This window comes from Comamonas sp. A7-5, assembly GCF_039581385.1.
Taxonomy (GTDB): Bacteria; Pseudomonadota; Gammaproteobacteria; order Burkholderiales; family Burkholderiaceae_C; genus Comamonas; species Comamonas thiooxydans.
Genome location: NZ_JBCPWO010000002.1, coordinates 296069 through 322334, shown reverse-complemented (window position 1 = coordinate 322334; position 26266 = coordinate 296069). Strand labels below are relative to the sequence as shown.

The 26266-nt window shown below is 61.5% G+C and carries 25 protein-coding genes; 9 read left to right on the top strand and 16 right to left on the bottom strand.

Annotated features, from left to right (window positions below):
- Positions 1 to 3: 3 nt before the first annotated feature.
- Positions 4 to 606 carry a ubiquinol-cytochrome c reductase iron-sulfur subunit gene (gene petA / locus AAIL67_RS04400; RefSeq protein WP_034357510.1) on the bottom strand — a complete coding sequence of 201 codons (603 nt, stop codon included), beginning with the start codon at positions 604 to 606 and terminating at the stop codon, positions 4 to 6.
- Positions 607 to 755: 149 nt separating this feature from the next.
- Between petA and mscL the strand changes: the two genes are divergently transcribed.
- Positions 756 to 1190, top strand: a complete 435-nt coding sequence (gene mscL / locus AAIL67_RS04395) for a large conductance mechanosensitive channel protein MscL (protein WP_034357508.1) — start codon at positions 756 to 758, stop codon at positions 1188 to 1190.
- A 158-nt stretch (positions 1191 to 1348) separates the two neighbouring features.
- Here the strand turns inward: mscL and pdxA are convergent, their stop codons facing one another.
- From pdxA to AAIL67_RS04380, 3 genes are all read right to left on the bottom strand, one after another.
- Positions 1349 to 2407, bottom strand: a complete 1059-nt coding sequence (gene pdxA / locus AAIL67_RS04390) for a 4-hydroxythreonine-4-phosphate dehydrogenase PdxA (protein WP_224651070.1) — start codon at positions 2405 to 2407, stop codon at positions 1349 to 1351.
- 80 nt (positions 2408 to 2487) lie between these two features.
- The gene (locus AAIL67_RS04385; protein ID WP_343483465.1) at positions 2488 to 3240 is read right to left on the bottom strand and encodes a Nif3-like dinuclear metal center hexameric protein; all 753 of its coding nucleotides are present in this window, start codon (positions 3238 to 3240) and stop codon (positions 2488 to 2490) included.
- Positions 3241 to 3348: 108 nt separating this feature from the next.
- Positions 3349 to 4674 carry an MFS transporter gene (locus AAIL67_RS04380; protein WP_034357504.1) on the bottom strand — a complete coding sequence of 442 codons (1326 nt, stop codon included), beginning with the start codon at positions 4672 to 4674 and terminating at the stop codon, positions 3349 to 3351.
- Positions 4675 to 5038: 364 nt separating this feature from the next.
- Here AAIL67_RS04380 and AAIL67_RS04375 point away from each other — a divergent pair, with 364 nt between their 5' ends.
- Positions 5039 to 6199 (top strand): trypsin-like peptidase domain-containing protein, encoded by a 1161-nt coding sequence (locus AAIL67_RS04375; RefSeq protein ID WP_034357502.1) that lies wholly within the window; start codon positions 5039 to 5041, stop codon positions 6197 to 6199.
- 194 nt (positions 6200 to 6393) lie between these two features.
- Here AAIL67_RS04375 and tatC read toward each other — a convergent pair whose 3' ends face one another.
- The 9 genes from tatC to hisF all read right to left on the bottom strand — a co-directional run bounded on the left by tatC (position 6394) and on the right by hisF (position 12153).
- A complete protein-coding gene (gene tatC, locus AAIL67_RS04370; protein WP_034357499.1) occupies positions 6394 to 7206 on the bottom strand; it encodes a twin-arginine translocase subunit TatC in 813 nt (270 codons plus the stop codon).
- A 156-nt stretch (positions 7207 to 7362) separates the two neighbouring features.
- Entirely contained in the window at positions 7363 to 7884 is a 522-nt protein-coding gene (tatB, locus tag AAIL67_RS04365; RefSeq protein WP_003062149.1) for a Sec-independent protein translocase protein TatB, read from the bottom strand.
- Between the two features lie 22 nt (positions 7885 to 7906).
- Entirely contained in the window at positions 7907 to 8143 is a 237-nt protein-coding gene (tatA, locus tag AAIL67_RS04360) for a Sec-independent protein translocase subunit TatA (protein ID WP_003058595.1), read from the bottom strand.
- Positions 8144 to 8264: 121 nt separating this feature from the next.
- Positions 8265 to 8630: a histidine triad nucleotide-binding protein gene (locus AAIL67_RS04355; protein WP_034357497.1), complete on the bottom strand. Its 366-nt coding sequence runs from the start codon at positions 8628 to 8630 to the stop codon at positions 8265 to 8267.
- A gap of 97 nt (positions 8631 to 8727) precedes the next feature.
- A complete protein-coding gene (locus AAIL67_RS04350; RefSeq protein WP_034357495.1) occupies positions 8728 to 9771 on the bottom strand; it encodes a patatin-like phospholipase family protein in 1044 nt (347 codons plus the stop codon).
- Between the two features lie 270 nt (positions 9772 to 10041).
- Entirely contained in the window at positions 10042 to 10440 is a 399-nt protein-coding gene (locus AAIL67_RS04345) for a membrane protein (protein WP_034357493.1), read from the bottom strand.
- Between the two features lie 11 nt (positions 10441 to 10451).
- Entirely contained in the window at positions 10452 to 10850 is a 399-nt protein-coding gene (locus AAIL67_RS04340; RefSeq protein WP_034357492.1) for a phosphoribosyl-ATP diphosphatase, read from the bottom strand.
- Between the two features lie 4 nt (positions 10851 to 10854).
- Complete coding sequence (hisI, locus tag AAIL67_RS04335) at positions 10855 to 11283, bottom strand: phosphoribosyl-AMP cyclohydrolase (protein WP_255538961.1); 429 nt, start codon at positions 11281 to 11283, stop codon at positions 10855 to 10857.
- Positions 11284 to 11352: 69 nt separating this feature from the next.
- Positions 11353 to 12153 carry an imidazole glycerol phosphate synthase subunit HisF gene (gene hisF, locus AAIL67_RS04330; RefSeq protein ID WP_003058607.1) on the bottom strand — a complete coding sequence of 267 codons (801 nt, stop codon included), beginning with the start codon at positions 12151 to 12153 and terminating at the stop codon, positions 11353 to 11355.
- Between the two features lie 788 nt (positions 12154 to 12941).
- On the opposite strand from hisF, the gene glmM reads away from it, so the two are divergent.
- The 7 genes from glmM (at position 12942) to AAIL67_RS04295 (ending at position 23597) form a co-directional block, all read left to right on the top strand.
- A complete protein-coding gene (glmM, locus tag AAIL67_RS04325; protein ID WP_034357702.1) occupies positions 12942 to 14276 on the top strand; it encodes a phosphoglucosamine mutase in 1335 nt (444 codons plus the stop codon).
- A 162-nt stretch (positions 14277 to 14438) separates the two neighbouring features.
- Positions 14439 to 15620 carry a UDP-N-acetylglucosamine 2-epimerase (non-hydrolyzing) gene (gene wecB / locus AAIL67_RS04320; RefSeq protein WP_045838444.1) on the top strand — a complete coding sequence of 394 codons (1182 nt, stop codon included), beginning with the start codon at positions 14439 to 14441 and terminating at the stop codon, positions 15618 to 15620.
- Positions 15607 to 17826: a cyclic di-3',5'-guanylate-activated glycosyltransferase NrfB gene (gene nrfB / locus AAIL67_RS04315; RefSeq protein ID WP_063661821.1), complete on the top strand. Its 2220-nt coding sequence runs from the start codon at positions 15607 to 15609 to the stop codon at positions 17824 to 17826. Before wecB ends, nrfB begins: the two co-directional genes overlap by 14 nt.
- Before the next feature lie 10 nt (positions 17827 to 17836).
- The gene (locus AAIL67_RS04310; protein ID WP_343483464.1) at positions 17837 to 20587 is read left to right on the top strand and encodes a tetratricopeptide repeat protein; all 2751 of its coding nucleotides are present in this window, start codon (positions 17837 to 17839) and stop codon (positions 20585 to 20587) included.
- Between the two features lie 102 nt (positions 20588 to 20689).
- Positions 20690 to 21013 carry a hypothetical protein gene (locus AAIL67_RS04305; protein ID WP_343483463.1) on the top strand — a complete coding sequence of 108 codons (324 nt, stop codon included), beginning with the start codon at positions 20690 to 20692 and terminating at the stop codon, positions 21011 to 21013.
- A gap of 32 nt (positions 21014 to 21045) precedes the next feature.
- A complete protein-coding gene (locus AAIL67_RS04300) occupies positions 21046 to 22680 on the top strand; it encodes a DUF2334 domain-containing protein (RefSeq protein WP_343483462.1) in 1635 nt (544 codons plus the stop codon).
- Positions 22681 to 22727: 47 nt separating this feature from the next.
- Positions 22728 to 23597, top strand: a complete 870-nt coding sequence (locus tag AAIL67_RS04295; RefSeq protein ID WP_241781305.1) for a hypothetical protein — start codon at positions 22728 to 22730, stop codon at positions 23595 to 23597.
- Between the two features lie 134 nt (positions 23598 to 23731).
- Here the strand turns inward: AAIL67_RS04295 and AAIL67_RS04290 are convergent, their stop codons facing one another.
- The 3 genes from AAIL67_RS04290 to hisH form a co-directional block, all read right to left on the bottom strand.
- On the bottom strand, positions 23732 to 24598 hold the full coding sequence (locus AAIL67_RS04290) for a D-hexose-6-phosphate mutarotase (RefSeq protein ID WP_343483461.1): 867 nt from the start codon (positions 24596 to 24598) through the stop codon (positions 23732 to 23734).
- A complete protein-coding gene (hisA, locus tag AAIL67_RS04285) occupies positions 24591 to 25334 on the bottom strand; it encodes a 1-(5-phosphoribosyl)-5-[(5-phosphoribosylamino)methylideneamino]imidazole-4-carboxamide isomerase (RefSeq protein ID WP_003058631.1) in 744 nt (247 codons plus the stop codon). Before hisA ends, AAIL67_RS04290 begins: the two co-directional genes overlap by 8 nt.
- A gap of 214 nt (positions 25335 to 25548) precedes the next feature.
- Positions 25549 to 26217, bottom strand: a complete 669-nt coding sequence (gene hisH, locus AAIL67_RS04280) for an imidazole glycerol phosphate synthase subunit HisH (RefSeq protein WP_343483460.1) — start codon at positions 26215 to 26217, stop codon at positions 25549 to 25551.
- Positions 26218 to 26266 lie beyond the last annotated feature (49 nt).

Below are 26266 nucleotides of genomic sequence, written 5' to 3'. Positions count from 1 at the left end.
CCCTCAGGCTGCCTTGGTGTCTTCACCAATCAGCAGCTTGGTGTCGGACAGATACATATGTGGCGGCACTTGCAGGTTGTCCGGCGCTGGCTTGTTCTTGAACACCCGGCCGGCCATGTCAAAGGTGGAGCCATGGCAGGGGCAGAGGAAACCGCCCTTCCAGTCTGCAGGCAGCGAAGGCTGGGGCCCGGCGACGAACTTGTCGGTGGGAGAGCAGCCCAGGTGGGTGCAGATGCCCACGACCACCAGGATTTCAGGCTTGATGGAGCGCGCTTCATTTTGCGCATAGGGCGGCGTGAACTCTTCGGGATGACGCGCCGAGGTCGGGTCTGCCAGTTCGCCATCGAGGCCTGGCAGGTCCTTGAGCTGCTCGGGTGTGCGCTTGATGATCCACACCGGCTTGCCACGCCACTCGACGGTGAGCTTCTCACCATCCTTGAGATTGGAGATATCCACCTCTACCGCAGCACCTGCTGCTTTGGCTTTTTCAGAAGGCTGGAAGGAGCTCACAAAAGGGACGGCCGTTGCCACACCGCCCACGGCACCAGCACATGCTGACGTGATGATCCACGTGCGCTTGCTGGAGTCGACTGGAGAGTCACTCATGGATTTCCTCGAAGTACATCGCTTGATTTGGGGTCAACTGCAAATTCTAGCGGTGGGGTTATGGTTATTCCAGCCCCAGTCCGACGTTGACAACCGCCAAAGTCACGCAATACTGCGCTATCTCAAACTCTTAGTGACTGGAACTGCTTATGGGCATGATGCAAGAATTCCGCGAGTTCGCAATCAAGGGAAACGTCATGGATCTTGCCGTGGGCGTGATCATCGGCGGCGCGTTCGGGAAAATCGTTGACTCCGTGGTCAACGACCTCATCATGCCTCTGGTGGGCCTGCTCTTCGGCAAGCTGGATTTTTCCAACCTGTTCGTCGTTCTGGGCACCATGCCCGAAGGAGTTCCACGCACTCTGGATGCGCTGAAAAAAGCCGGCATTCCCGTATTTGCCTATGGCAGCTTCATCACGGTTGCGGTGAACTTCGTGATTCTGGCCTTCATCATTTTCATGATGGTCAAACAGATAAACCGCCTCAAGCGCGAGGCTCCGCCTGCACCGGAGCAAGCACCCGCTACGCCCGAAGACATTCAGCTGCTGCGCGAGATCCGCGACAGCCTCAATCGCAAGGCCTGAGAGCGTTCAGCCCAGTGATGAAAAGCCTGCTGACCTCCAGCAGGCTTTTTTCATGGCATCGAGCATTCAGCGCGACCCAGCACACTGTATGAATCCATCCGGCAAGTGCTTGGATGCCTGAAGCATTGACGACTGATGAACCAGCAGTTGAAGCCCCATCAACTCGCCAGGCTGCGGGCCATATGCACGGCTTCAAGCAGGCTGGCCTCATCGGCCACTCCCTGACCGGCGATATCAAAGGCCGTGCCATGGTCGGGACTGGTGCGTACCAGCGGCAAACCCAGGGTCACGTTGACGCCTTTTTCCACACCCAAATATTTGACTGGGATCAACCCTTGGTCGTGGTACATCGCCAACACCACATCGAATTCACCCGGGTGGGCTGGCGTATTTCGCGCCCGCATGAAGACTGTGTCCGGCGCAAACGGTCCCTGCACATCCATGCCTTCTGCCTGTGCTGCCGCGATCGCCGGGGCAATGATTTCGATTTCTTCACGTCCGAAGATGCCGCCCTCGCCCGCATGCGGATTGAGCCCTGCCACGGCAATGCGAGGCGTACGTCCCAGGCTCTTGCCCAGCGCCTGATGCGTGATGCGCAAGGTCTGCAGAATCTGCGGCCCGGTCACGGCCTCGATGGCCTCGCGCAGCGACACATGGATGCTGACCAGCACGGTACGCAACTCGTCATTGGCCAGCATCATGCGCACCGGCATCTGCTCCAGCGAAACGCCCGCATGGGCGGCCGCCTCGGCCTGCAGAAGTTCCGTGTGCCCGGGGAAAGTCACGCCCGCCAGATGCAGTGCCTCTTTATGCAAGGGCGCCGTAACCATGGCGGCAATCTCGCCACGCAAAGCCGCTTGCGCGGCCCAGACCACACATTGCGCCGCGGCCTGCCCGGCAGCCGCGCAAATCTGGCCATAGGGCTGAGGCCCCGCCAACCCCGGCAAGTTCAGCAGCGCGACGGCACCTTCCGGAACAGACCAGGCTTCGCCCGGCTCATCAATCACCACCACGGGCTGGGCAATGGCCTGATCGCCGTCGACGGCCCTGGCGGCCAGCGCCGTGGCCCGGCGCAGAGTCTGCAACTCGCCCACTACAAAGCAGCCGCGCATGGCCTGCGGCGCAGCCCGAAAAGCCTTGGCGATGATTTCAGGCCCTATGCCTGCGCAGTCGCCCTGGGTGATGGCGATGGTTTGGATTGAAGCAATGACGGACATAGGCATCAGAGTTGCCGCAAGCCTCCTGTTCCAAAGTGCTTGCAGCCATCAAAAGTGAAAGACGAAGGTCCAGGAACGGATCAGGCCGGGTTGTCGATATCGATGAAGCGGTGCTCCAGCCCGCACTCCTGGGCTACACGGGCAGCCACGGCCGGAGCACCATAGCGCTCGGTCGCATGATGGCCGGCAGCAATAAAGCTCACGCCCATCTCTTGCGCCAGATGCATCTGGGGCTCGGAGATCTCGCCGGTGATATAGGCATCGGCGCCGGCGGCAATCGCGGACTCGAAAAAGCCCTGCGCCCCTCCGGTGCACCAGGCCAGCCTGCGAATCGGCTTGTGCTCCTGCACACCGGCCAGCGTCACCTTTCGCCCCAGCACGCTTTGCACATGCCCTGCCAGAGCGGCGGCATCGGCAAAGTCCACATCGGCCAGCCAGCCCAGGTTCTGCTCGCCAAAGGCCGCCTGGCCCCGCACGCCGAGCCTGGCACCCAGTTGCGCGTTATTGCCCAGTTCGGCATGGGCATCCAGAGGCAGGTGATAGGCAAACAGATTGATGTCATGCGCCAGCAGCAGACGGATGCGCTCCTTGAGCCAGCCCGTGATGCGACCATCCATGCCGCGCCAGAACAGACCGTGGTGCACGAAGATGGCATCGGCCCCGGCCTCGATCGCCGCCTCGATCAGGGCGCGACTGGCCGTCACGCCGCTGACGATGCGGCGAATCTCGCTCTTGCCTTCGACCTGCAGGCCGTTGGGTCCGTAGTCCTTGAAGCGTTCGGGCTGCAGCAGCCCGTTGAAAACGGATAACAGGGTGTTTCGCTCAATGCTCATGACTCGATTGTGCCCAAGCCCGCACGCAAACCCGGCCAGCAAGGCTTTGACAGACGTAAAAAGGGCAGCCCAGAGCTGCCCTTTTCCTTTTTATCAGAACAAGTGACTTCAAGCCTTCTTGGCTTGCCAACCCTTGCAGGCCAGAGGCCAGAAGCCCATGGCCATGCCCAGCACGCCCATGGCCGCCACATAGTGGGCGGGAGCCATCACATCCACCTGCTGCCACACGGACACCAGCATGGGAGTCAGACCGCCGAACACGGCATAGGCCATGTTGTAGGAGAAGGACAGACCGGTGAAGCGCACCTCGGGCGGGAAGGCCCGCACACCCACCACGGGCAGCAGCGAGATGGAGCCCACGAAGAAGCCCACGGTCGCATAGTTGCAGATCAGCGATGCCTCGTTGCCAGGCAGGTTCAGGTAGAACAGATAGGCCGTGGCCGTCATGCCGCCCCAGCCGATGAGCATGGTCAGCTTGGTGCCGATCTTGTCGGACAGCCAGCCCCAGAACACGCAGCCTATGGTCAGCGTCACGGTCGCCACGGCATTGGCCTTCAGGGCCATGGCAGGCTCGATGTGGAACACCTTTTGCAGATAGGCCGGCGTGAACAGAATCACCACCACGATCGCCGTGGACAGCACCCAGGTCATCAGCGCCACGACGACGCAGGCTTCCCGGTGGTCGCGCAAGATGGTCTTGATCGGCAGTTCGCGGTCAGCGGCCTTGCGGGCCTGCAGTTCCTGGAAGATGGGGGTCTCGTGCAGGAACTTGCGCAGATACACCGACACCAGACCGAAGACACCGCCCAGGATGAAGGGGATGCGCCAGGCCCAGTCGTGGATCTCGCCCTGGCTGTAGGTGCTGTTGAGCCAGACCCCGATGATGGAGCCCAGGAAAATGCCGCCGGTAATGCCGGAGGTCAGTGCGCCGATCGCAAAGCCGTAACGCTTCTGGGGAGCATGCTCGGCCACGAACACCCAGGCACCGGGCATTTCACCGCCGATGGCAGCCCCTTGCATCACGCGCATCAGCAGCAGCAGGATGGGAGCGGCCAAGCCTATGGTTTCATAGGTCGGCAGCAGGCCGATGACCAGCGTGGGCACGGCCATCAGGAACACCGACAGCGTGAACATCTTCTTGCGGCCCAGGATGTCGCCGAAGTGGGCAATCAAAATGCCGCCGATGGGGCGCGCCAGATAGCCGGCCGCGAAAATGCCCAGCGTCTGCAGCTGGCGCATCCACTCCGGCAGCGAGGCTGGAAAGAACAGGCTGCCAATCACATTGGCAAAAAAGACGAACACCACGAAGTCGTAAAACTCCAGCGTTCCGCCCAGGGCCGATAAGCCCAGGGTCTTGTAGTCCTCCCGGTTCAGGAGACGATTCGTCGCTGCAGCCGGCGCGTCAGCCGATGCAGCGTGGTCAAGCGTAGTCATGGTGTTTCCTAGATCGAACAACAGGACAGCGCGGATAAGGCCGCTGATCACGGGTCAACGTGCAGTGGCAGACCGATTGCGGCGGGCTTCAGATGCAAAGCCACACCAGACCGAATATGAGCACCTTGTGGGCAGTCACTTCAGTAACGGCGGCGTAAGCGCAGTCGAAAAAACATTCTAGGGTTTTCACTCATATATCCTGGACACATAAAACTTTAGGAGCTTGCCGTCCTATAGCCATGAGCCCTGCATTCTGCAAAGCTTTGCGTTATGCATTTGCTTGCAAGCAAATGTTCGCTTCGACGCCTGGCGCAGCCATGCTTCACAATGTGGGCTTGTTCCCCTCACTACCTATACGCATTACATGAAACGCACCTGGTTGCTGTTTTCGCAGGTCGTCACCGTACTGGTGGCTATCTATTTTGTAGTAGCTACTCTACAGCCCACTTGGCTTCAGCGCGGAAATATCCGTAGCAGTGCCGGTGTTTCGCTGCTGCAGGCGCCATCCACTCCAGCGGGTGAAGTCGCTCCCGGCAGCTTTGCGCCTGCCGCGCGCAAGGCCTCGCCCGCCGTGGTCAGCATCAACACCAGCAAAGCGGTTCGCCACCCGCGCGCCAACGACCCCTGGTTCCAGTTCTTCTTTGGCGATCAGGGTCCGCAGGAGCAATCTGGTTTGGGTAGCGGCGTCATCATCAGTCAAGATGGCTACATCCTCACCAACAACCATGTGGTGGAAGGCGCCGACGATATCGAGGTCACGCTGACCGATAGCCGTCAGGCCAAGGCCAAGATCATAGGAACAGACCCCGAGACCGATCTGGCCATTCTCAAGATCGAACTCGACAAGCTGCCCGTCATCGTGCTGGGCAATTCCGATCAGGTCGCTGTGGGCGACCGCGTGCTGGCCATCGGCAACCCCTTCGGCGTGGGCCAGACAGTGACCAGCGGCATCATCAGCGCTCTGGGCCGCAGCCAGCTGGGCATCAACACCTTCGAGAACTTCATCCAGACCGATGCTGCCATCAACCCCGGCAACTCCGGCGGTGCGCTGGTGGATGCCAACGGCAATCTGCTGGGCATCAACACGGCCATCTACTCGCGCTCAGGCGGCAGCATGGGCATCGGTTTCGCGATTCCCGTCTCCACAGCCAAGATGGTGCTGGACGGCATCGTCAAGGACGGCAAGGTCACGCGCGGCTGGATCGGCGTGGAGCCCAACGAGCTCTCGCCCGAGCTGGCCGAAACCTTTGGCGTCAAGGCCGATGCCGGCGTCATCATCACCGGCGTGCTGCAGGCCGGCCCCGCCGCCCAGGCCGGCATGCGTCCCGGCGACGTAATCGTCAAGGTGGGCGAGACCGCGACCCGCAATGTCTCCGAACTGCTGACGGCCGTGGCCTCGCTCAAGCCCGGCGAAGCCGCCAAGTTCGATGTGCGCCGCGGCGACAGCGAAGTGGTGCTGGACATCACTCCGGGAGCCCGCCCAGCAGCCAGCACCCTGCAGCAACAGGGTCGCCCACGCCGCTGATTGCAGCGCCAACAAACCGAAAAGCCAGCGCTAGCCGCTGGCTTTTTTCATGCTCCGGCCGGGCCAGCCACAACCTCTTCAACACGATTCATCAAGAGATATGACCCAAGCACTGATGGAAAAAATTGCAGACAGTCATCAAAACAAAAGCCCTTGAATTGCTTCAAGGGCTTTGCAGGAGGTCGGGGCGAAGATCAGTGGCCGTCCGAGGATTTCTCCACTTCCGAGCCCGTGCCTTCCTCGGCATCGGGCGCACGCGATACCCTGCTGAACCAGCCGGCGCCCAGAATGCCGATCTCGTAGAGCAGGCACATGGGCAAGGCCAGGGCCAGCTGAGAGATCACATCGGGCGGCGTGATGACGGCAGCAATCACAAAGGCCAGCACCACGAAATAGCCGCGGAAGGCCTTGAGCTTTTCGATCTCCACCAGACCGAAGCGCACCAGCAGCATCACCACGATGGGCACCTGGAAAGCCGCCGCAAAAGCGATGTAAAGCGACAGAATCGCTTCCACATACGAGGCGATGTCGGGCGTGGCCGCCACGCTGGCAGGCGTGAAGTGCTGGATGAACTTGAACATATTGCCCAGCACAAAGAACTGTACGAAGGCAATGCCGGCATAGGCCAGCAGGCTGCCGAACAGGATCAGCGGCAGGGCGAACTTCTTCTCGTGGCTGTACAGGCCCGGTGCCACAAAGGCCCAGATCTGGTACATGATCCAGGGCAGCGCCAGCAGCACGGCCACCATCATCAGCACCTTGAGCGGCACAAAGAAGGGCGAGAAAACGCCCACCGCAATCAGCTTGGCGCCGGGCGGCATATGCTCCTTGATGGGCAGGGCGATGAAGTCGATCAGGCCATCGGGGCCCGGCCAGAACATCAGCAGCCCGACGCCGATCAAAACGCCATACAGGCTGTAGAGCAGGCGATCACGCAGCTCCATCAGGTGCTGGACAAACGGCTGCTCCGTGCCGGCGAGTTCGTCTTCTTTAGAGGGTTCGGACATGGTGCAAAACCGCGTCGGAGCCCGATCGGCTCCACACGCTTGAGAAACAACAACGCCCGCGGATCACGGGCAAAGAGCGACATGCGGGCAGCAGGGCCTGGCCCCTGGGGCCGGCCTTGGCCGGCATTGCGGCCGGCAGGCTGCTGAGCTGCATGTTCAATGGAACTTCTTGGGGCGAAAGCGCGCCACGCGTGCCGCACCCGACTGGACCTTGCTGCGTACCCCGGCGCGGGCCTTGTACCACTGGGGCACGGCACCGCGCTTGACGCGCCAGTTCTTGCGCGGATGGCGGTAGCTGGGCACCACGCTGCTGTGCGTATCCAGACCGGTGTAGCCGCCTTCTGCGTCATAGGAGCCGAAGGACGAAGCCGAAGTCATGTTCGAGTCGTCGCGCAGGTCCTTGGTCGCATCGCTCCAGTCCTTTTCAAGATCGGAGGCCTGATTGCGCATACTGGACTCCACGTCCCGCGCGGCGGTCTCGACCGTGTCCTTCATCTTGCGCAGCTCATCGAGCTCCATGGAGCGGTTGACCTCGGCCTTGACGTCGGACACATAGCGCTGTGCCCTGCCAAGCAAGGTGCCCACCATGCGGGCCACGCGCGGCAGTTTCTCGGGACCGATGACCACCAGGGCCACGGCACCGATCAGCGCCATTTTGGACAGGCCAATATCAAACATCTAAATGTCAGTCCTGCCGCGATCAGCTCTTTTGCTTGGCTTCCACGTCGATGGTGGCCTTTTCGGCAGCCTGCTGGTTGGCCACTTGGCCGGTCGCAGCATTGGCATCGGCGTCAGTCGCGCCGTCCTTCATGCCGTCCTTGAAGCCCTTGACGGCGCCGCCCAGGTCGGAGCCGATGTTCTTGAGCTTCTTGGTGCCGAACACCAGAACCACGATGAGCAGCACGATCGCCCAGTGCCAGATAGAAAACGAGCCCATGAGAATCTCCTAGAAATTGCAAACCATTTTAGACGGGGCTTGTGACAGATACGAATCAATCACCCAAAAAGCCTGCAGCGCACAGCTCTATCGCCGCGTGCAGGCCCGGTGCGCCGCCTGATCAGCCCTTGAGCCAGGGGCGCGGGCCGCCCATGACATGCAGGTGCAGATGGTGCACTTCCTGCCCGCCTTCGCTGCCGGTGTTGACCACGATGCGGAAACCGCCATCGGGATAAGGATTGCAGCCCTGCTCCATCGCCAGCTTGGGAGCCAGCGCCATCATGCGACCCAGCAGGGGCGCATCCTCGGCGCCGACCTGGGCCATGGAGGGGATGTGCTTCTTGGGAATCACCAGAAAGTGCACGGGCGCCCCCGGGTGAATGTCATGGAAGGCGAACAGCTCCTCGTCTTCATAGACCTTTCGCGAAGGAATCTCGCCCTTGGCGATGCGGCAGAAAATGCAATGGGGGTCGTGGTGGTCGTGCATGGTCTCTGGTATCTCTACGGTTCAGTATTCCGGACGCCCTGCGCTATCCATGGCCTAGGAGGCCAGGAAGCAGGCAATGGCGTCGTCCCCTGCGGGGCTATCCCCTATTCTCGTTGAATCGCAGCGTCTGCTTGACGCCAAGGTGCTCGCGGTTGAGCTGCAGCCATTGCTGGCCGCGCTCGCGTCCCAGCTCGAACAGCTTGCGCACCATGCCCATGTCTGCGCGCACCTTGCTTGAGGCGCCAAAGGGCTTGAGCACCGAGCCGCCATCGATGCGGTGCATCAGCACATGCTTGTAGCGCTCGGGGTCCAGGCGCTTTTGCTCCAGCAGCTTGACCACGAACTCGATGGCCCTCAACTCGGCCAGCAAGCTGGCGTTGAAGGTGATTTCGTTCATGCGATCCATGATCTCGCGGGCCGTGTCGGGCGAGACATCGGACTCCTTGGGATTGATCTGCACCAGCAGGATGTCCCTGCTCCGGGTCTCGTAGATCAGCGGATACAGGGCCGGATTGCCCGAGAACCCGCCGTCCCAGTAGCACTCCCCGTCAATCTCCACTGCCTTGAACAGTTGCGGCAGGCAGGCCGAGGCCATGATGGCGTCCGCCGTCACCTGCTCGCCCTTGAAGATCTTGCCTCCGCCTGTGCGCACATTGGTGGCGCAGATGAAGAGCTTGGGCACCACGCTGGGGTGCTCGGGATGCGCCAGCATCTCGAAGTCCACCACCCGGGTGAGCAGCTGTCGCAGCGGGTTGATATTGAGCGGATTGGTCTGATAGGGCGACAGAAACTGGTTGAGCACGCCCATGAACTGCTTGCTGCCCGGCAACGGTGCGGCCCAGAACATCTTGCCCACACTGCCCATGGTGCCCACGCCCTCCCACAGCTCGCGCAGAGACTGGCGCGCCAGCTGCCGTCCCAGGTAACGGGCATCGTCCACTTTCTTTTCCTGCGCGGCCGCCTGCGCGAAACCATGGGCCAGCGCCACGGCGTTCATGGCACCGGCGCTGGTGCCGCTGATGCCTTCGAAGATCAGTCCGTCATCGTCCAGCAATGCATCCAGCACGCCCCAGGTCAGCGCACCATGCGATCCCCCGCCTTGCAGGGCCAGGTTGAGGGTATGGGAAGTCTCTGCAGCCATGGCACGATCCTGTGAGGGTTGATGAACCAAGTAAGGGACTTGGGACTTACGCAAGCAAAGAATGCACAGCGGGCATATCCATGAACAAAACACCATGCCCGATTCGAATCCGCTTAAGTCCCGGAGCTTATCCAGCACCGCGAGCATTGCACAGGCCCGGGCCCCGTGTCAGCCTGCCACCCCGAATCTGTTGCAGCGCAGCACAACCGCTTGCAAAAACAAAAAAGCCCCGGCCGTAAAGCGGGGGCTTGGGTGTCTGGCAAGTGCGGTTCAGGGCTGGATCGCGCGATTCTTGTTCATGGCGATCATGCCGCTGACGATGCGGTAGAGGAACCAGATGGAGATCAGCACCCAGGCAGGGTTGAAGATCAAGAGGCCCAGCAGGAAGAACGGGAAAGTCACCGCATAGAGCACGATGGCCCAGAGCACGCTGCGCAGCCGCCAGGAAAAATGACTCTCCTGCCAGGTGCCGCGCGCATCATCACGCTTGACCAGATCGATGACAACTGCAATCAGCAACAGCAGCACACTGACCTGCGCGCCCGGGAGCACGGCGGCCACGGCCACGACCAGGTGCAGCAGATAGCTGACCCAGCCCCAGGCCTTCAGGCCCTCGACCTCGGTAGAGCTGCTGCTGCCTACATCGATGATGTCGCGATCGTCATTCATGTGCTTCCTCCTTATTGCTTGGCCGCCCCTTCCTGAGCAGCGCGTTCCTGGGCCTTGCGCAGGGCTTTTTCCTCCAGACCGCTGGTGCCCTCGCGGCGCTCCAGCTCGGCCACCACCTCTGCGGGTGTCAGTCCGTAGTGCGACAGCGCAATCATGGAGTGAAACCACAGATCCGCCACTTCATAGAGGATCTTGCCCTTGTCCGCACCATGATCGACATCCTTGGCGGCCATGACGACCTCGGTGGCCTCTTCGCCGATCTTCTTCAGAAAGGCGTCAGGCCCCTTGTGCAGCAGGCGCGCGACATAGCTTTTTTCAGGGTCGCCGCCATTGGCGACCTTGCGGCTTTCGATCACGGCGGCCAGACGGGCCAGTGCGCCCTCGATCGACGCGGTGTTTTGTTCAGACATGACTTTATTTATAGATGGAAGCAGGATCTTTCAAGACCGGATCGACAGCAAGCCACTGTCCGTCCTTGAAAACGCTGTAGAAGCAGGAGTGGCGGCCGGTATGGCAGGCAATACCGGGATCATGCCCCTCTTGCGTGATCTTGAGCAAAACCACGTCGTTATCGCAGTCGATGCGCATCTCATGCACGGTCTGCACATGGCCGGACTCCTCGCCCTTGAACCACAGCTTGTTGCGCGAGCGGCTGAAGTAGACGGCACGCCCGAGCTCTGCGGTCTTCTCCAGCGCCTCGCGGTTCATCCAGGCAAACATGACCACGTCGCCGCTGCTTTGCTCCTGCGCAATCACGGGCACCAGACCCTGCGCATCCCATTTGACTTGATCGAGCCAGCTCATTGCAGACCTTTGCTTTGTATAGCTGCCAGCGCAGGCCAGCAGCCAACATCAACCATAAAACATATGGAAAGCCGCTTGTAGCCTGCGCAAGCCGCTCTCAAAACAACTTTAGAGACGCACGGGAATGCCGCGCGCGCGCATGCATTCCTTGGCCTGCTGCACGGTGTACTCGCCATAGTGGAAGATGCTGGCGGCCAGCACGGCATCGGCGCCGCCAATGGTCACGCCATCGGCCAGATCTTCGAGATTGCCGACACCGCCCGAGGCGATCACGGGCACGGCCACGGCATCAGCCACGGCACGCGTGAGTTTCAGATCGAAGCCGCTCTTGGTGCCGTCCTTGTCCATGCTGGTCAACAGGATCTCGCCGGCACCGCGCCTGGCCATCTCTTCGGCCCAGCGCACCACATCCAGCCCCACATTCTTGCGGCCGCCATGGCTGTACACATCCCAGCCCGGCCCCATGGGCGTGCCGCCGGGACCGATGCGCTGCTCGTCCTCGGGCGTGCGGCGCTTGGCGTCGATGGCCACCACGATGCATTGCGCGCCGTACTTGTCGCTGCAGGCATTGATGGTGTCCGGGTTGGCAATGGCGGCGGAGTTGAAGCTGGTCTTGTCGGCTCCGGCATTGAGCAGGCGACGCACATCTTCCACGCTGCGCACGCCACCGCCCACGGTCAGCGGAATGAAGACCTGCGAAGCCACGGCCTCGATGATGGGCAGAATCAGGTCACGGCCATCGCTGGTGGCCGTGATGTCCAGAAAGGTCAGCTCGTCTGCACCCTGGGCGTTGTAGCGTGCGGCAATTTCCACCGGGTCGCCCGCATCGCGCAGCTCCAGAAAATTGACGCCCTTGACCACGCGGCCGCCGGTCACGTCAAGGCAGGGAATGATGCGTTTGGCAAGCATGGACCAGTCTCGGAATATCTACGAACAAGGAGACCAAAGATACCACGGCCTCGCCGCTGCCTAGGGCATCTGCCGACGGCGCCCCCCTGCCGCTGCCATGGCATTGCCAGCTGGCTTCGGCGGCACGCAGCCCGGCCACAGCCATCGCATCGCGAGTCAAACCCGCTCGATTTGAAACGATTCAACTCAGCAGCAGCCCCAATCCATAAAGCGGCACAAAATCCCCGTGCTCCCAATTGAATAACAGTAAACACAGAGCCGGCCTCACGATTTATTGTTTTCAGCCGCAATCTCTTTCCTGCATCGATATTCCGGCTGCGATTAACTGGCGCACATAGAACCATCGCCCACTCCTGACCAGGCATGCCACAAGCGATCCGGAAATAAAGGCACTGATATTCTCAATGAGAAGCCTCCACACCTGCGAGAAGCTGCACTGCCGAGAGCGGCATATGACTGCGTGACAAGCAAAGCTATTGCGGATTGGGCTTCGGCAAGCCGCCTGACGCTAGGGTTGACAGCAATGCAAAGCAATCTCGACCAGGCAGCGAAATACCTTAAATATTGTGTATAAAACCCCAATTCGGCTTCCAAATATTCATGACGTAAAAAGATGTTTCTTTTTACGCTGCCTTCTTGTTCGGATTGTTTTTGCTAGTGAAACTATGAAAAAAAATAAATCAATAGTTTTTAATATTTCGACAGTGTTGAACCCATAAATAGTTGACCGAACCCGGAAACCCATCCCATTCGATGAATGTATTCAGGCACAGGTGATCATCATGGATATGAGACGCCAATATTTCGGTACCGACGGAATCCGTGGGCGGGCTGGGTATTTCCCCATCACGCCGGACTTCGCTCTGCATCTCGCCCATGTCGTCGGACGAATGCTTCATCGCAACGAAGAGCGCCCGACGGTGCTGATTGGCAAGGACACGCGTATCTCGGGTCACATGCTCGAAAGCGCCTTGGTGTCGGGCTTCAATTCGTCTGGCGTGGACGTGGTGCTGCTTGGGACGCTGCCAACACCGGGAGTGGCCTATCTCACGCGGGCCTTGCGTGCCAGTCTGGGAGTGGTCATCAGCGCCAGCCACAACACCTTCGAGGACAACGGCATCAAATTCTTCAGCGCCAAAGGCACCAAACTGCCCTATGTCTGGGAGGTAGCAGTCGAGCAAATGCTGCTGGATGAGCCGCATTGGGTCCCGGCAATCGCACTCGGAAAAACCCAGCTCCTGGATGACGCCGCCGGTCGCTATATAGAGTTTTGCAAGAGCACTTGCGACCATGCGTTCACCTTGCGAGGACTGAAGATCGTGGTCGATGCCGGCCATGGTGCGGCCTATCAGATAGCGCCCATGGTCTTGCATGAACTCGGTGCCGAAGTGGTGGCCATAGGCTGCGCTCCCGATGGCATGAACATCAACCAGGGGGCCGGAGCCGCACATCCGGAGCTCCTGGCCACGACTGTTTCCGGTTGCGGTGCGGATTTCGGCATCGCCCTGGATGGCGATGCGGATCGCCTGCTGGTCGTCGATGCCGCCGGCCGGCTCTACAACGGGGACGAACTGCTGTACCTGATCGTCGCCGACCGCCTGGAGCATGACGAGAGCATTGCGGGCGCCGTCGGCACGCTGATGACGAATATGGCGGTGGAGCGGGCATTCGGGGTGCTGGATGTGGACTTCATGCGCACCAAGGTCGGCGACCGCTACGTGCTTGAGGAGCTCAGCCGCAGGGGCTGGACCTTCGGCGGCGAGGGGTCAGGCCATCTGCTGATACTGGACCGGCACAGCACGGGCGACGGTCTGGTGAACGCGCTGCAGATATTGCAGGCCTGCGTGCGCACCGGCCGCACGCTGTCGCAATGGCTGCTGCCGGTGCAGCTCTACCCTCAGGCATTGCTCAATGTGCACTGGTCGCCAGACCGGGATTGGCGCAGCAATACCTTGCTGGCACGAGTGCAGGCGCAGGTCGAGGCCGAACTGGGCTCTACCGGGCGTGTGCTGGTGCGTCACAGCGGCACGGAGCCGCTGCTGCATGTGATGGTGGAAGCGCAGGATGGCGATCAGGCCAGCCGCTGTGCCGAGAGGCTGGTCACGGCTGCCAGAGACGGTTAGCCCGCCGATGCAGCTGCGCCGCTCATGCAGCAAATAGAGCCGGCACCAATTGTGGCCAGCACGAGGAGCTGGCTGACATACCCCAAGCAGAGCGTGAAAGATGATTTTGAGCAGGTACGAATGAAGAACGTCTGATACCAATTGACTCAAAGGGAGAACGCAATGAATCAGGACTCCGAGGCTCTTCACGCCAAGCCAGACATCGTGCAGTTGCTCATCGTGTCCGGGACCAGGCCCGAAATCATCAAGCTGGCCCCTGTCTATCACGCACTGAAACAGACGCACTGGGCCCGCCCCATCTGGCTGCACACCGGCCAGCATGGCGACATGGCCGCGCAAATGCTGGACTGCTTTCATATCCAGCCCGATCATGTGCTGCAAAGGCAAGGAAGCTCTCTGCTGGAATTCGCCACAGGCTGCAGGGTTCAGCTGGAGTCCGTGCTGACGGATACGAGCTGTGAGGCAGTGATCGTGCAGGGCGACACAGAAAGCGCGTTTCAGGGTGCATTGGCCGGCTTCTATCTCAAGGTGCCCGTCGTCCATGTCGAAGCCGGCCTACGCACCTACAACCTGCACCGACCTTTTCCGGAGGAAGGCCTGCGGCAAATGATAGGGCGCATCGCCAGCCTGCATCTGGCCCCCACCCCGAGGGCCCAGCAGGCGCTGGAGCGCGAAAACGTGGCCAAGGAAAAGATCGAGCTCACCGGCAACACCGTCGTCGATGCCCAGCTCTGGGCCAGCCAGCATCACCACATCCACCGCCGCATGCAGGGCCGAGGCCATATTCTGGTGACCATGCACAGGCGAGAGAACTGGGGCCCCGATGTGGACCATGTGTGCGAAGCCATTGCCGATATCGCGCGCGAGTTTCCCCAGATGCCGGTGCTGTTCCCGGTCCACCTCAATCCGGTGGTCAAGGAGCCGGTATACCGTCTGCTGGGCGGACTTCCCAACGTCAAGCTGACAGAGCCGCTGGATTACCTGGCCATGCAGCAGGCCCTGGCCGATGCCTGGCTGGTGCTGACCGATTCCGGCGGACTGCAGGAGGAGGCACCGACCTTCAAGGTACCTGTGCTGGTCTTGCGCGACGAGACCGAGCGTCCCGAGGTGCTGGAAGCCGGCTGCGCCGCTTTGGTTGGAGCCGACAGAAGCAGGATCGTTCAGTCCGTGCGCCACCTGATGCATGACGATGCTGCCTACCGGAGCATGCAGGCCAGCAGCAACCCGTTTGGTGACGGGACTGCAGCACAACGCACTGAGAAAAGACTGCACCAGATGCTGAGGCCTGATCACGCAGGCCTGGCACAGAAAGCCGCAGAAAGGACGCGCCATGTCCTGGCTTGACCTGTTCACCGGATATCTCTATGTCCTCAAGAGCATCGCCATCGTCATTGCGGTAGTGATCTTCATCAGCGGACTGGACGATCTGTTCATCGACCTCTTTTACTGGGGGCGGCGCACCTGGCGTGCACTGACCGTGTACTCGCGCCATGAGCAGATGAATCACAAGGCCTTGCTCGGCGTGGACGAGAAGCCGCTGGCCATCATGGTGCCCGCCTGGCAGGAGCATGGCGTGATCGGCAAGATGGCGCAGCTGGCGGCAACCACGCTGGACTATGAGAACTACCACATCTTCATCGGCACCTACCCCAACGACCCCCAGACCCACGCCGATGTGGAGCAGGTAAGAGCCCATTTCCCGAATGTGCACAGCGTGGTCTGCGCACGCCCCGGGCCGACCAGCAAGGCCGACTGCCTCAACAACGTGCTCGATGCCATCTTCCAGTTCGAGCAGCGCTCGGGCATCGAGTTTGCAGGCTTCATCCTGCATGACTCGGAAGACGTGCTGTCCAGGTTGGAGCTGAGACTGTTCAACTTTCTCGTGGATCGCAAGGATCTGATCCAGTTGCCGGTCTACCCCCTGGAGCGGCCGCTGCGCGAGTTCACCGGCGGGCATTATCTGGACGAGTTTGCCGAGCTGCATGCCAAGGACATCGTGGTGCGCGAGGCCCTGGTGGGCCAGGTGCCCAGCGCCGGAGTCGGCACCTGCTTCAGCCGCCGCGCCATCACGGCGCTGCTGGAGATGGGTGACGGCGTGGCCTTCGACACCCAGAGCCTGACCGAGGACTACGACATCGGTTTCCGGCTCAAGCAGCTGGGCATGCGCGAGATCTTCGTGCGCTTTCCCGTGCATGACGCGGACCAGCCTACCGATCCCGACCAGCCACGCCGACACGGGCGCAGCGCGCGTGAAGCCAGCGTCATCTGCGTGCGAGAGTTCTTCCCCGATACGCTGAATGCGGCGGTGCGACAGAAGTCCCGCTGGATCACGGGCATCGTGATCCAGGGCTTCAAGACCCTGCGCTGGACCAATAGCGGCGTGCTGAACTATTTTCTCTGGCGTGACCGCAAGGGTGCTCTCACCAATTTCGCCAGCTTTCTGGCCATGCTGCTGGCGATGCAGCTGATTGCCATCTGGCTCTACCAGCACCTGGTACCGGACAGCTACCGGTTTCTCTCCATCTTCCAGGGCGACTGGTGGCTGTATGCACTGCTGGCTGCGAACTTCGTGCTGATGCTCAACCGTATTGCCCAGCGCATGTTCTTCGTCACCAGCTACTACGGCATCGTCCAGGGATTGATGTCGCTTCCGCGCCTGCTATGGGGCAATTTAGTGAACTTTCTGGCCAACTGGCGGGCCATCGCCCAGGCGCTGCAGGCCAAGGATATCCGGCGCATGGCCTGGGCCAAGACCGACCATGACTTTCCCATGCTGGGAGAGGGACCCCGACTGCGCCAGCCCCTGGGACAGATACTGATCGCACAAGGTGCCCTGACAGAGAGCCAGCTGCAGGAAGCGCTGCTGCGCCCCACTCCCGGCTTGCGCCTGGGCAGTGCGCTGGTGCACAAGGACCTGATCAGCACCGCACAGCTGGCAGCTGCAGTTGCCCAGCAGGCTGGTGTTTCATGGGAATTTCTGGGAGAGCGTCTGATCCCCGACGAGATCGCGGCGCTGCTGCCTGCACATCTGGCACTGCATTACAGCGTGGTGCCGCTGCGCGAGGAGGGAGAAACACTGATCCTGGCCAGCGAGTCGGTCATAGATCCGGTCTCGCACGCAGCCCTGGAGCGCAAGCTGGAGAGGCCCGTGCGCTACCTCATTGCCCCCAAGGGAGAGGTCACGGTCGAGCTGCGGCGTCTGTATGCAAGACAACATGGGGAGCCGGCTCGCGAACTGCTGGCCTGGGCCGTGGAGCGCAAACGCGTATCCGCCGAACAGGCGAAAGAGCTGTGGAAATTCTATGTATCGCGGCAGCTGATGCTGGGCGAAGTGCTTCAAGCCCTGGGCCGCATCGACACGGCCGTGCTGAATGCCTTGCTGCTCAGACATGAGCAAAGCGATGACAGCCTGGGCCTGTTCCTGGTGAACCAGGGGGCGTTGACGCAGGCTACGCTGGATGAAGCACTGCGACTGCAGCAACAGCTGCAGGTCACCATGGCGCAACTTTTGCGCCGCCTTGATGCCGCCCCGATCGTGTCCGTTGCTTAGGTGCCAATATATGAAGCTTTCTCGTCCTATTCTGGTTCTTTCCCTGGCATGCGCCACTCCATACGATGGTCTGGCGCAGACGGTGGATCTAGGTCCGGATATCACTCCCAGACAGCGCTTTCAGATCTATCCCCGGATCGACAAGGCGTATGAGGCCATGGCGCGCGGCGATGGCCAGCGCGCCATCTCCGAGCTGCAGCAGGCTCAGCGTCTGGCACCGGACAACACCGAGATCGCCTTGCAGTTGGCCGCAGCCCATCGCCGCTTTGGCCAACCAGCACAGGCCGAAGCTGTACTGAAGGCCCAGCTTCAGCGCCACCCTGGCGATGCGCGTCTGGCCCAGGCTCTGCGCGATATGCATCAGGGAGCCGTTCCGGCCAGACAGCCCGAGTCTCAAGCCCTGCCCGCTCCTGCGGCCAAGGCTCCACCGAAGACGCCAGGCACAGCCACGCCTTCAGCAGCGCCAGCACCGGAGCCGGCAAAGGCTGCCTCCTCGACAGCGGACACCACGCCACGCCCGCGCAAGAGCCCGGCAGCACAGGCCATGCCTGCTGGTTACGCCAAGGCCAGCCAGGCCTATGCCGCCACCGAGCGGCGTGACTTCGCCACGGCATTGCCTCTAGCAAGGCAGGCCGTAGCTGCGGCCCCCGGGCGTCTTGACTATCAGCGCCTGCTGGTCTACCTGCTCGTAGAGAACGGGCGCTTCGACGAGGCCGAAGCCCGGGCAACAAGGCTGGACAAGGTCAAGCAACTGCAGTCGGACTCCGATTGGCAGATGCTGCGCACATCCATACGTCAGCGCCGCGCACTGCGTCCCTTCGAGCAGGCCTTGCAGGCACGCGAGCAAGGCGACATGGTCAAGGCCCTCAGGTATGCCGAGACCAGCGTCCGAATAGCGCCGGATGCGCTGGCTCCCCGCCTTCAGTGGCTGGGCTTGCTGCTTCAGGATGGGCAGGCGGCCCAGGCACAGCGCGTGGCAGAGCAAGGGCTGGCACTGCAGAACGATCCAGCACTGCAGGTGCTGCTGGGTGTGGCCCTGCATGCACAGGGTCGCGGCAATGCTTCTGTACAGGCTTTCGACGCTGCACTGGCGGCCCCCCATCTGGCGCGCTCGGAACGGCAGAATTACGGCGTCATTGCCGTTGATGCGGCACTGGCCGCCGGTCAGACCGATCGGGCGCAGCGACTTGTGCAGGCGCTGGAGACGGACAGCAATGCCGACGTCAGCAGCCGCCGAGAGCAGCTCAAGGCCCTGCGCTCCTCAACCATGTCACGCAGCTACGAGCTGCCACTGCCCCTGGTCAACTGCTTCAGCGCCGGCGATGTGCCCGGCTGCGAAATCTGGCCTGGGCAGGAAGCGCCAGACCCGGCATACAAAGTCGCCCATGAGGCCTATCAAGCCTACAGCGATGGGCAATATGCTTTGGCGGCAGAAAAGGCAGGGGCGGCCTCGCAGCTCAACCCCGGACATCTACCCTACCGTCAGCTTCGCCTGCAGGCATTGCTGGCTGCAGGCCAGAAGGCGCAGGCGCTTGAAGAGGCCGATCAAACACTGCAGCTACAGCCCGATGCAGTCGAAGTGCTGGCCTTGCGCAGTCGCCTGCGCCACGAGCAAGGCATGACCGAGGCCGCCAACACCGACGCACGGACGGCATTGCAAATGGGCGGCCTGTCCCTGTCCAGCGAGGTGGACCTGCTGCTTCAGCTGGGGCTGCGAGACGAGGCTGCTGCACGCTTTGCACAGGCCGTCTCGGAGCCTGAGCTGCAGCAAAGCGCCGACCCCAATCTGGCCTATCTGGCCGTCCGCGTGGGGGACGATCGCAGTGCCTTGTCCATCTTCAACCGCGCACGTGACCAGAGCCGCCTGCCGGACACGGCGCTGCGCGATGGCGCCTACGCAGCCAGCAGGCTGGCCGAGAACGAGCAGTCCATCGACTACTTCAAGCAGGCCATTGCCGCAGCACATGAAGGCAGGCTCGCCATGACGCCGCAGCAGCAATATGAGACGCGGCGTGAAGTTGCCGACCGGGACCGCTCCTGGGGCATCAACACCTTGCTGGGCTATCGGGGCATTGCCCTGGGCGCGGCAGGCGCCCAGCCCGGACTCTATGGCGACGTGGCCCAGCTCGTCAGCGAGGTGTACTGGCGCCCGCAGAAGTTCGGCGACGGCCGCTTCTGGGAGCTGTACGGCGGCGCTGCACAAACGGTCTACAGCCGCCACGATGTGCCCACGGGCGGAGAAACCACCCAGGGTGCCGTCGGTGTCCGTGCCAAGCCGCTGAGCGATCACAACCTCATACTCGCGGCCGAACGGCGCGTGCGCATCGGCTCGCTGTCCAGCAACGACTGGTTGCTGCGCATGGGATATTCGGGCGGCATGGGCACCGATCTGCGCGTGGATGTGCCCAGCTGGAACACCTTCAATATGTACGCCGAAGTGGGCCGTTTCATTCATCGCAAGCAGAACTACGCGACGTTCGAAGCCCAAGCAGGGCGCAGTTTCCGAATGGGGGGGGGCGACTCAAGACTGGTGCTGTTTCCGCATGCAGTCCTGGGCGCTGATTACAACTCTGAACGCACAGCCTCGGGCAAGCAAAGCTCGGTGGGCGCTGGCGTTGGTGTGAGCATGCGTTTCTGGTTCCGCGAGGACCGTGACCATGCACCTCGCTCCTACCTCGACCTCTCCCTGCAGTATCGCGCCCGGCTTGCCGGGGACGAACGAGGGAAAGGCGTGTTTCTACGTGCCGCCTTGGTATTTTGAGATGGCACGCCTTTAAGGCCCGACCCCATCGCCATTTCTAGAGTTTGTGGAGATGGAGTTCTTCGACATTTTTTCTTTCTGCCCTCCAGAAAGGAGGCTCTCATGCACTCCCATGATCAAAGGCAGGCCACGCGCGCGCTGCTCGCGCTGGCGCTGCTGACCTGGGCCAACTGGTCCCTGGCCTCGAACGTCATGCCGCCGCCATTGCCGCCTGGGGCCTCCCAGATCCGCATGGATATCGGCTCAGCCCCCGAAGAGCGCAAGCGCAACGAACGTGCGCATCACCACAAAGGACATTTCAAGAAGGATTTCACACGGAATGACACGCTGGATGAACTTCCGAGCAAACCCGGCAACCCATCCCCCGGCAATCCCCCGAAGGACAAGCCCAATCCGGGTGGCCCATTCCGTGGCCAGCAGCAATAGACCTCACCGTGTACTGATCTCAGGAGAGTCTCATGAAAACCCTAGGACGCATTCTTGGGGCATGGCTGCTAGCCATGCTCTTTGCGAGCCCTGGCGCCTTTGCGCAAACAGGCCCGCGCACGCTGATCCTCTATGACGCGCCGCCCAATACGGCCTACACCAAGCTCGGATTCGGCTATGCGATCATGCTGCGCAATCTGCTCGGACATTTCGACAGCAAGGTCGATATGCTCCCGGTGCAGAACTACACGGCAGGCAAGCTCAGCGGCTACGACGCCACGTTCTATCTGGGCTCGTATTACGACAACCAGGTTCCGGCCGCCTTCATGGCCGATGCCGCCAGCTCGGCCAAGACCATAGTCTGGTTCAAGTACAACATCTGGCAGTTTGCCTGGGATCCGGCCTACGGCTTCCAGTCCCGCTATGGCTTCAACCTGACGGCGCTGCGTGGACTCAATGCCGCTCCGACATCAAGTAACACCACACCGGGGTTCTTCGACACCATCACCTACAAAAACCTGCCCTTTGTCAAATACTACGCATACGACAGCAGCACCGGAGCCGTGAATGCGGATCCCGATGTGGGGCTGACGGCCATCACCGACACCGCCAAGGCCCAGAACCTGGTTTCCATGTCCAATCCCAAGACCGGCGAGCAGGCTCCCTATGTGGTGAGGTCGGGCAACTTCTGGTATGTGGCGGATCTGCCGTTCAGCTATATCGGACCACGCGATCGCTATCTCGTGCTGGCAGACATGCTGCATGACATGCTGGGGGTGAACCATGCCGAAAGCCACAAGGCCATGGTCCGTCTTGAAGACGTGAGCGCCCTGGTCAGCGTGACGGCGATGAAATCGCTGACGGACTATCTCTACCAGCTGCGGATACCGTTTTCGATTGCGACCATTCCGTACTACAAAGATCCTCTTGGCGTGTACAACTCGGGAGTGCCTATGCAGGTGCCAATGTCACTGGCGACCAACCTGAAGACGGCGCTCAACTATGCGCTGGCACGCGGCGGCGAAGTCGTGATGCATGGCTACACGCACCAGTACAGCAATGTGCGCAACCGCTATACGGCCGTGAGCGGCGATGACTACGAGTTCTGGGACATTGTCAACAACAAGCCCGTACCCGAAGACTCGACCGCCTGGGCATTGGGACGCTACCGGGCCGGTCTCCTGGAGCTGAGCCTCAACGGATATCGCCCGACAGCCTGGGAGACCCCGCACTACCATGGCTCGGCGCTGTCATCCAAGGCCACTACGCAGGTCTTTGCCAAGACCTATCAGCGCGTGGTGTATTTCACGGCTGACAAGCCCAATTTCAACGCATCGGTGGAGAAGGATTTTTCCTTGGGCCAGATCTTCCCCTACCCCATCAAGACCGACTACTACGGCCAGAAGGTGCTGCCGGAAAGCCTGGGAAACATCGAATACGACATCTCCCAGATCGATCCGACCTCCTCTTACAACTACACATGGCAGGACATTCTCACCAATGCCCAGTATGTGAAGACGGTGCGTGACGGCTATGCCTCGTTCTTCTTCCACCCGTTCTGGCTTGAGCCGCAGGTTGGAACCCCTGGTCTGGCGGACTTCAAGAGCCTTGTCAGCGGCATCTCCAATCTGGGCTTCACCTGGACGGTTCCGAGTCAGCTGCCATGAAAGAAAAACGCTTTCTCCGAAAGGAGAAAGCGGCTCGATCCATAGATATGACGATGGAACAATGCACCAGACGCGAGGCGCTGGGCCTGGCCTGGGCGCTGAGCTGCAGCCTGCCTGATGCACAGGCCAAGCCCGGCCTGCGTCTGCCTGGCATGGTCTGGCAGCCCAGTGCCGACACTCTGCGGCCCCATGGAGCATGGCAGCGTCTGGGCATCCGCCGCCTGCTGGTGCAATGGACGGCCGTGGACAATCTGAGCCTGGTGCCCGGCACTTATCTGCCCTCCATGAGCCGCAACCTCCCGGACTGGGAGCGCATTGCTGCAGAGCCCTGGGCGCAGGAGCTGATTCTCGGCCTGGCCGGCATGCATGACGAGGCCAAGGCCCGCGCCAGTCTCGCGGATCTGGCAATGCAGTCCTATGCCTTGAAAGCGGCGATTACAGCGCTGCCACTGCGGGTTGCCGGCTGGTACTTCCCGGTCGAAGTCGATCCGACCTGGGCTGCGCCCAGCCTTCTCACCGAGGTTCTCAACAAGCTGCCTCGTCCGCTGTGGATCAGCGCCTATGACAATGCCAATATGGGTCCCCAGGCGCTGGTTGACTGGATCATGCGCTGGATACCCGAAGATGTGGGCGTGTTTTTCCAGGATGGAGTCGGCGTCCACGCGCGCACTCCCAGCGTGGCACGCGAATACCTGCAAATGCTGACCGCCCATCTGGGCCAGGCGCGTGTTCGCGTGATTGCCGAGGCCTTCCGGCCTGCGCAGGGCGGCGGCTTTCGCAGCGCCATGGCAGAAGAATTCCTGCCGCAGTTGGCGGCCTACCAAGGCTGGACGGTCTTTGCCTTTGACGGCCCGCATTATCTGAACCCGCCTCTGGTCGATGCATTGGCGGATGCCCTGAGCACCAAATCCCGATGAGTCGCCATCCGCCTTGCCTCTGCAGCTGCGGCCCATGGAGCCGGCAACAGGGCTGAGCAGGCTGACGGCCAACAGGTCTTCGCACGAGGATAGGCCCAGGCTCGGGGTGGCATCACCCCGCCTCGTTCAAAGCCTCAAACGCATTCGAAGGTTTGCGCCGCCTTCCAGCGCTGGTCGGGTCCAAGAACCACAGGGGCATCAATGGCCGCAGCCTCCACACACAGCATTTGCTGCCAGTTGTCGGCCTCCATGTCCTTGAGCGTGGCGCACAGTGCGGGGCCGGGATTCCAGACCACGGTTTCGCTCCAGGACGCATCCTGGGCAAGCTGCAGCCAGGGCCGGCCCGAGCTTTGCAGCTGCAGGGCTGCAGCCGCACGTGGATAGACGCGATCGGTCTCCGCACCGAAGCTGACGCAGCCCTCCTGCGTGACATGGGTGTCCGGCTGAGCCGCAGCAGCATCCCAATAGCTCAAACCTTCGAGACCATGCAAGCTGGTCTGCTCGACCTGCGCAACGCGAAGATAACCGTGCAAGGCCGCTGTAAAAGACAGGTCCTGCCGACCGCGGTTATGCACAGCCAGCTCCACACGCAACGCGCCGGGCCTGAGCTCAATCGTGAGCACTGCCTCAAAGGCGTGCAGCCAGACGGTGCGCGATGCTTCGCTGTCCGTCAGGCGCAAGGAGATTTGCACACCATCCTCGCCCAATGGCCGCGCAGCATCGGCCTGCCAGTGGCTGAGGCGCGCAAAGCCATGCTTGACCAAGGGACCACGCTGGTTGAACTGGGGAAAGCAGACCGGAATGCCGCCGCGAATGGCGCTCTTGCCGTCATGGGATGCGCGGGGACTGAGGAACAAGCGTTCCTGCCCCTGGCCGATCCAGGACAGCACCTGGGCGCCCTGCAGGCAGATCAGCGCCGAATCCCCCTGACCCAGCTTCAAAGCAATGGCAGGAAGCCCTTTCCAGTCAACGGCCTGGGCCTGAAACGTCAAATCACTCACCCGTGAGCTCGTCCGCACGCTCCTGGCCGGCGGCGAAGTCCAGATCGCCGGTATAGATGGCGCGGCCGCAGATAACGCCCTCCACGCCCTCGTCCTGCACCTTGCACAGCGCTTCGATGTCGGCCATGCCGGCCAGACCGCCCGAGGCAATGACCGGAATCTTCAGCGACTGGGCCAGCTTGACGGTGGCGTCGATGTTGATGCCGCTGAGCATGCCGTCACGACCGATGTCGGTGTAGATGATGGATTCCACGCCCCAGTCCTCGAAGCGCTTGGCGGTTTCGATCACATCCTGGCCGGTGAGCTTGCTCCAGCCGTCGATGGCCACCTTGCCGTCCTTGGCGTCCAGGCCCACGATGATGTGGCCGGGAAAGGCGCTGCAGGCGTCCTGCAGGAAACCGGGGTTCTTCACGGCAGCGGTGCCGATGATCAGGTACTCGATGCCCAGATCGATGTAGCGCTCGATGGTATCCAGATCACGGATGCCGCCGCCCAGTTGCACGGGAATCTCGCCATCGACTTCCTTGAGGATGCTCTTGATGGCCGACAGGTTCTTGGGCTGGCCCGCAAAGGCGCCGTTCAGGTCCACCAGATGCAGGCGACGGGCGCCCGCATCCAGCCATTTGGCGGCCATGGCTGCGGGGTCTTCACCGAAAGTGGTGGACTGGTCCATATCACCCTGAATCAGGCGAACGCAGTGGCCGTCCTTGAGGTCGATAGCGGGGATGAGCAACATGATGGTGATCTGCTAGCAAGTTTGGCCGTCAGAAATGGCCGGTTGAAAAATCGGGTTGACAGTGAACAAGCCCTGCGATGCAGCGCGCACTGGATTGGGATGGGCTGCGAGGCGCAAACCACAGCCGGGCTGATCGCCCGGCGAGGATTTGCAACGCTGCAGACCGCCCAAGCCAGGGATGCGATGCGCGCAAAGACTGGTTCAATGTTGACCCTTAGGGCTTCCAGCCCAGGAAGTTGCGGAACAGCGCCAGTCCCTGATCCGAGCTTTTCTCGGGGTGGAACTGGGTTGCGAAAATATTATCGCGTGCGACGGCACATGCAAAGAGGGCGCCATAGTCGGTCTCGGCCGCGCAATGCGCGCTTTGTTGCACCTGCGCATAAAAGCTGTGCACAAAGTAGTAGAAGCTGCCGTCTGGAATGCCGGCCCACAGCGCATGGGGCTTGCCGCCCTGCTGTGTCTGCTGCACCTGGTTCCAGCCCATCTGCGGCACCTTGAAACGGCTGCCGTCGGCCTGCGTCCTTCCTTCGAGATCGAACTTGCGCACATTGCCGGGAATCAGTCCCAGGCCCGGCACATCGCCTTCGTCGCTGTGGTCGAGCAGCATCTGCATGCCCACGCAGACGCCGAACAGCGGCTTGTTGACGGCGGCATCAAGCACGGCCTGCTGCAGGCCCGATTCGCGCAGCTCGCGCATGCAGTCGGGCATGGCCCCCTGACCGGGCAGGACCACGCGGTTGGCGGCATGGACCACATCGGGATCGGCCGTGACGACCACGTCCCAGCCGGTATCGGCTGCGGCCGTACGCACCGCCTGCGAGACCGAACGCAGATTGCCCATGCCGTAATCGACCACGGCCACGGTGTTGTTCTTCAAACTCATAGCAGCTACCGCTTATGGAGATTGGTTTTTAAAGACAAACAGCTTTGAA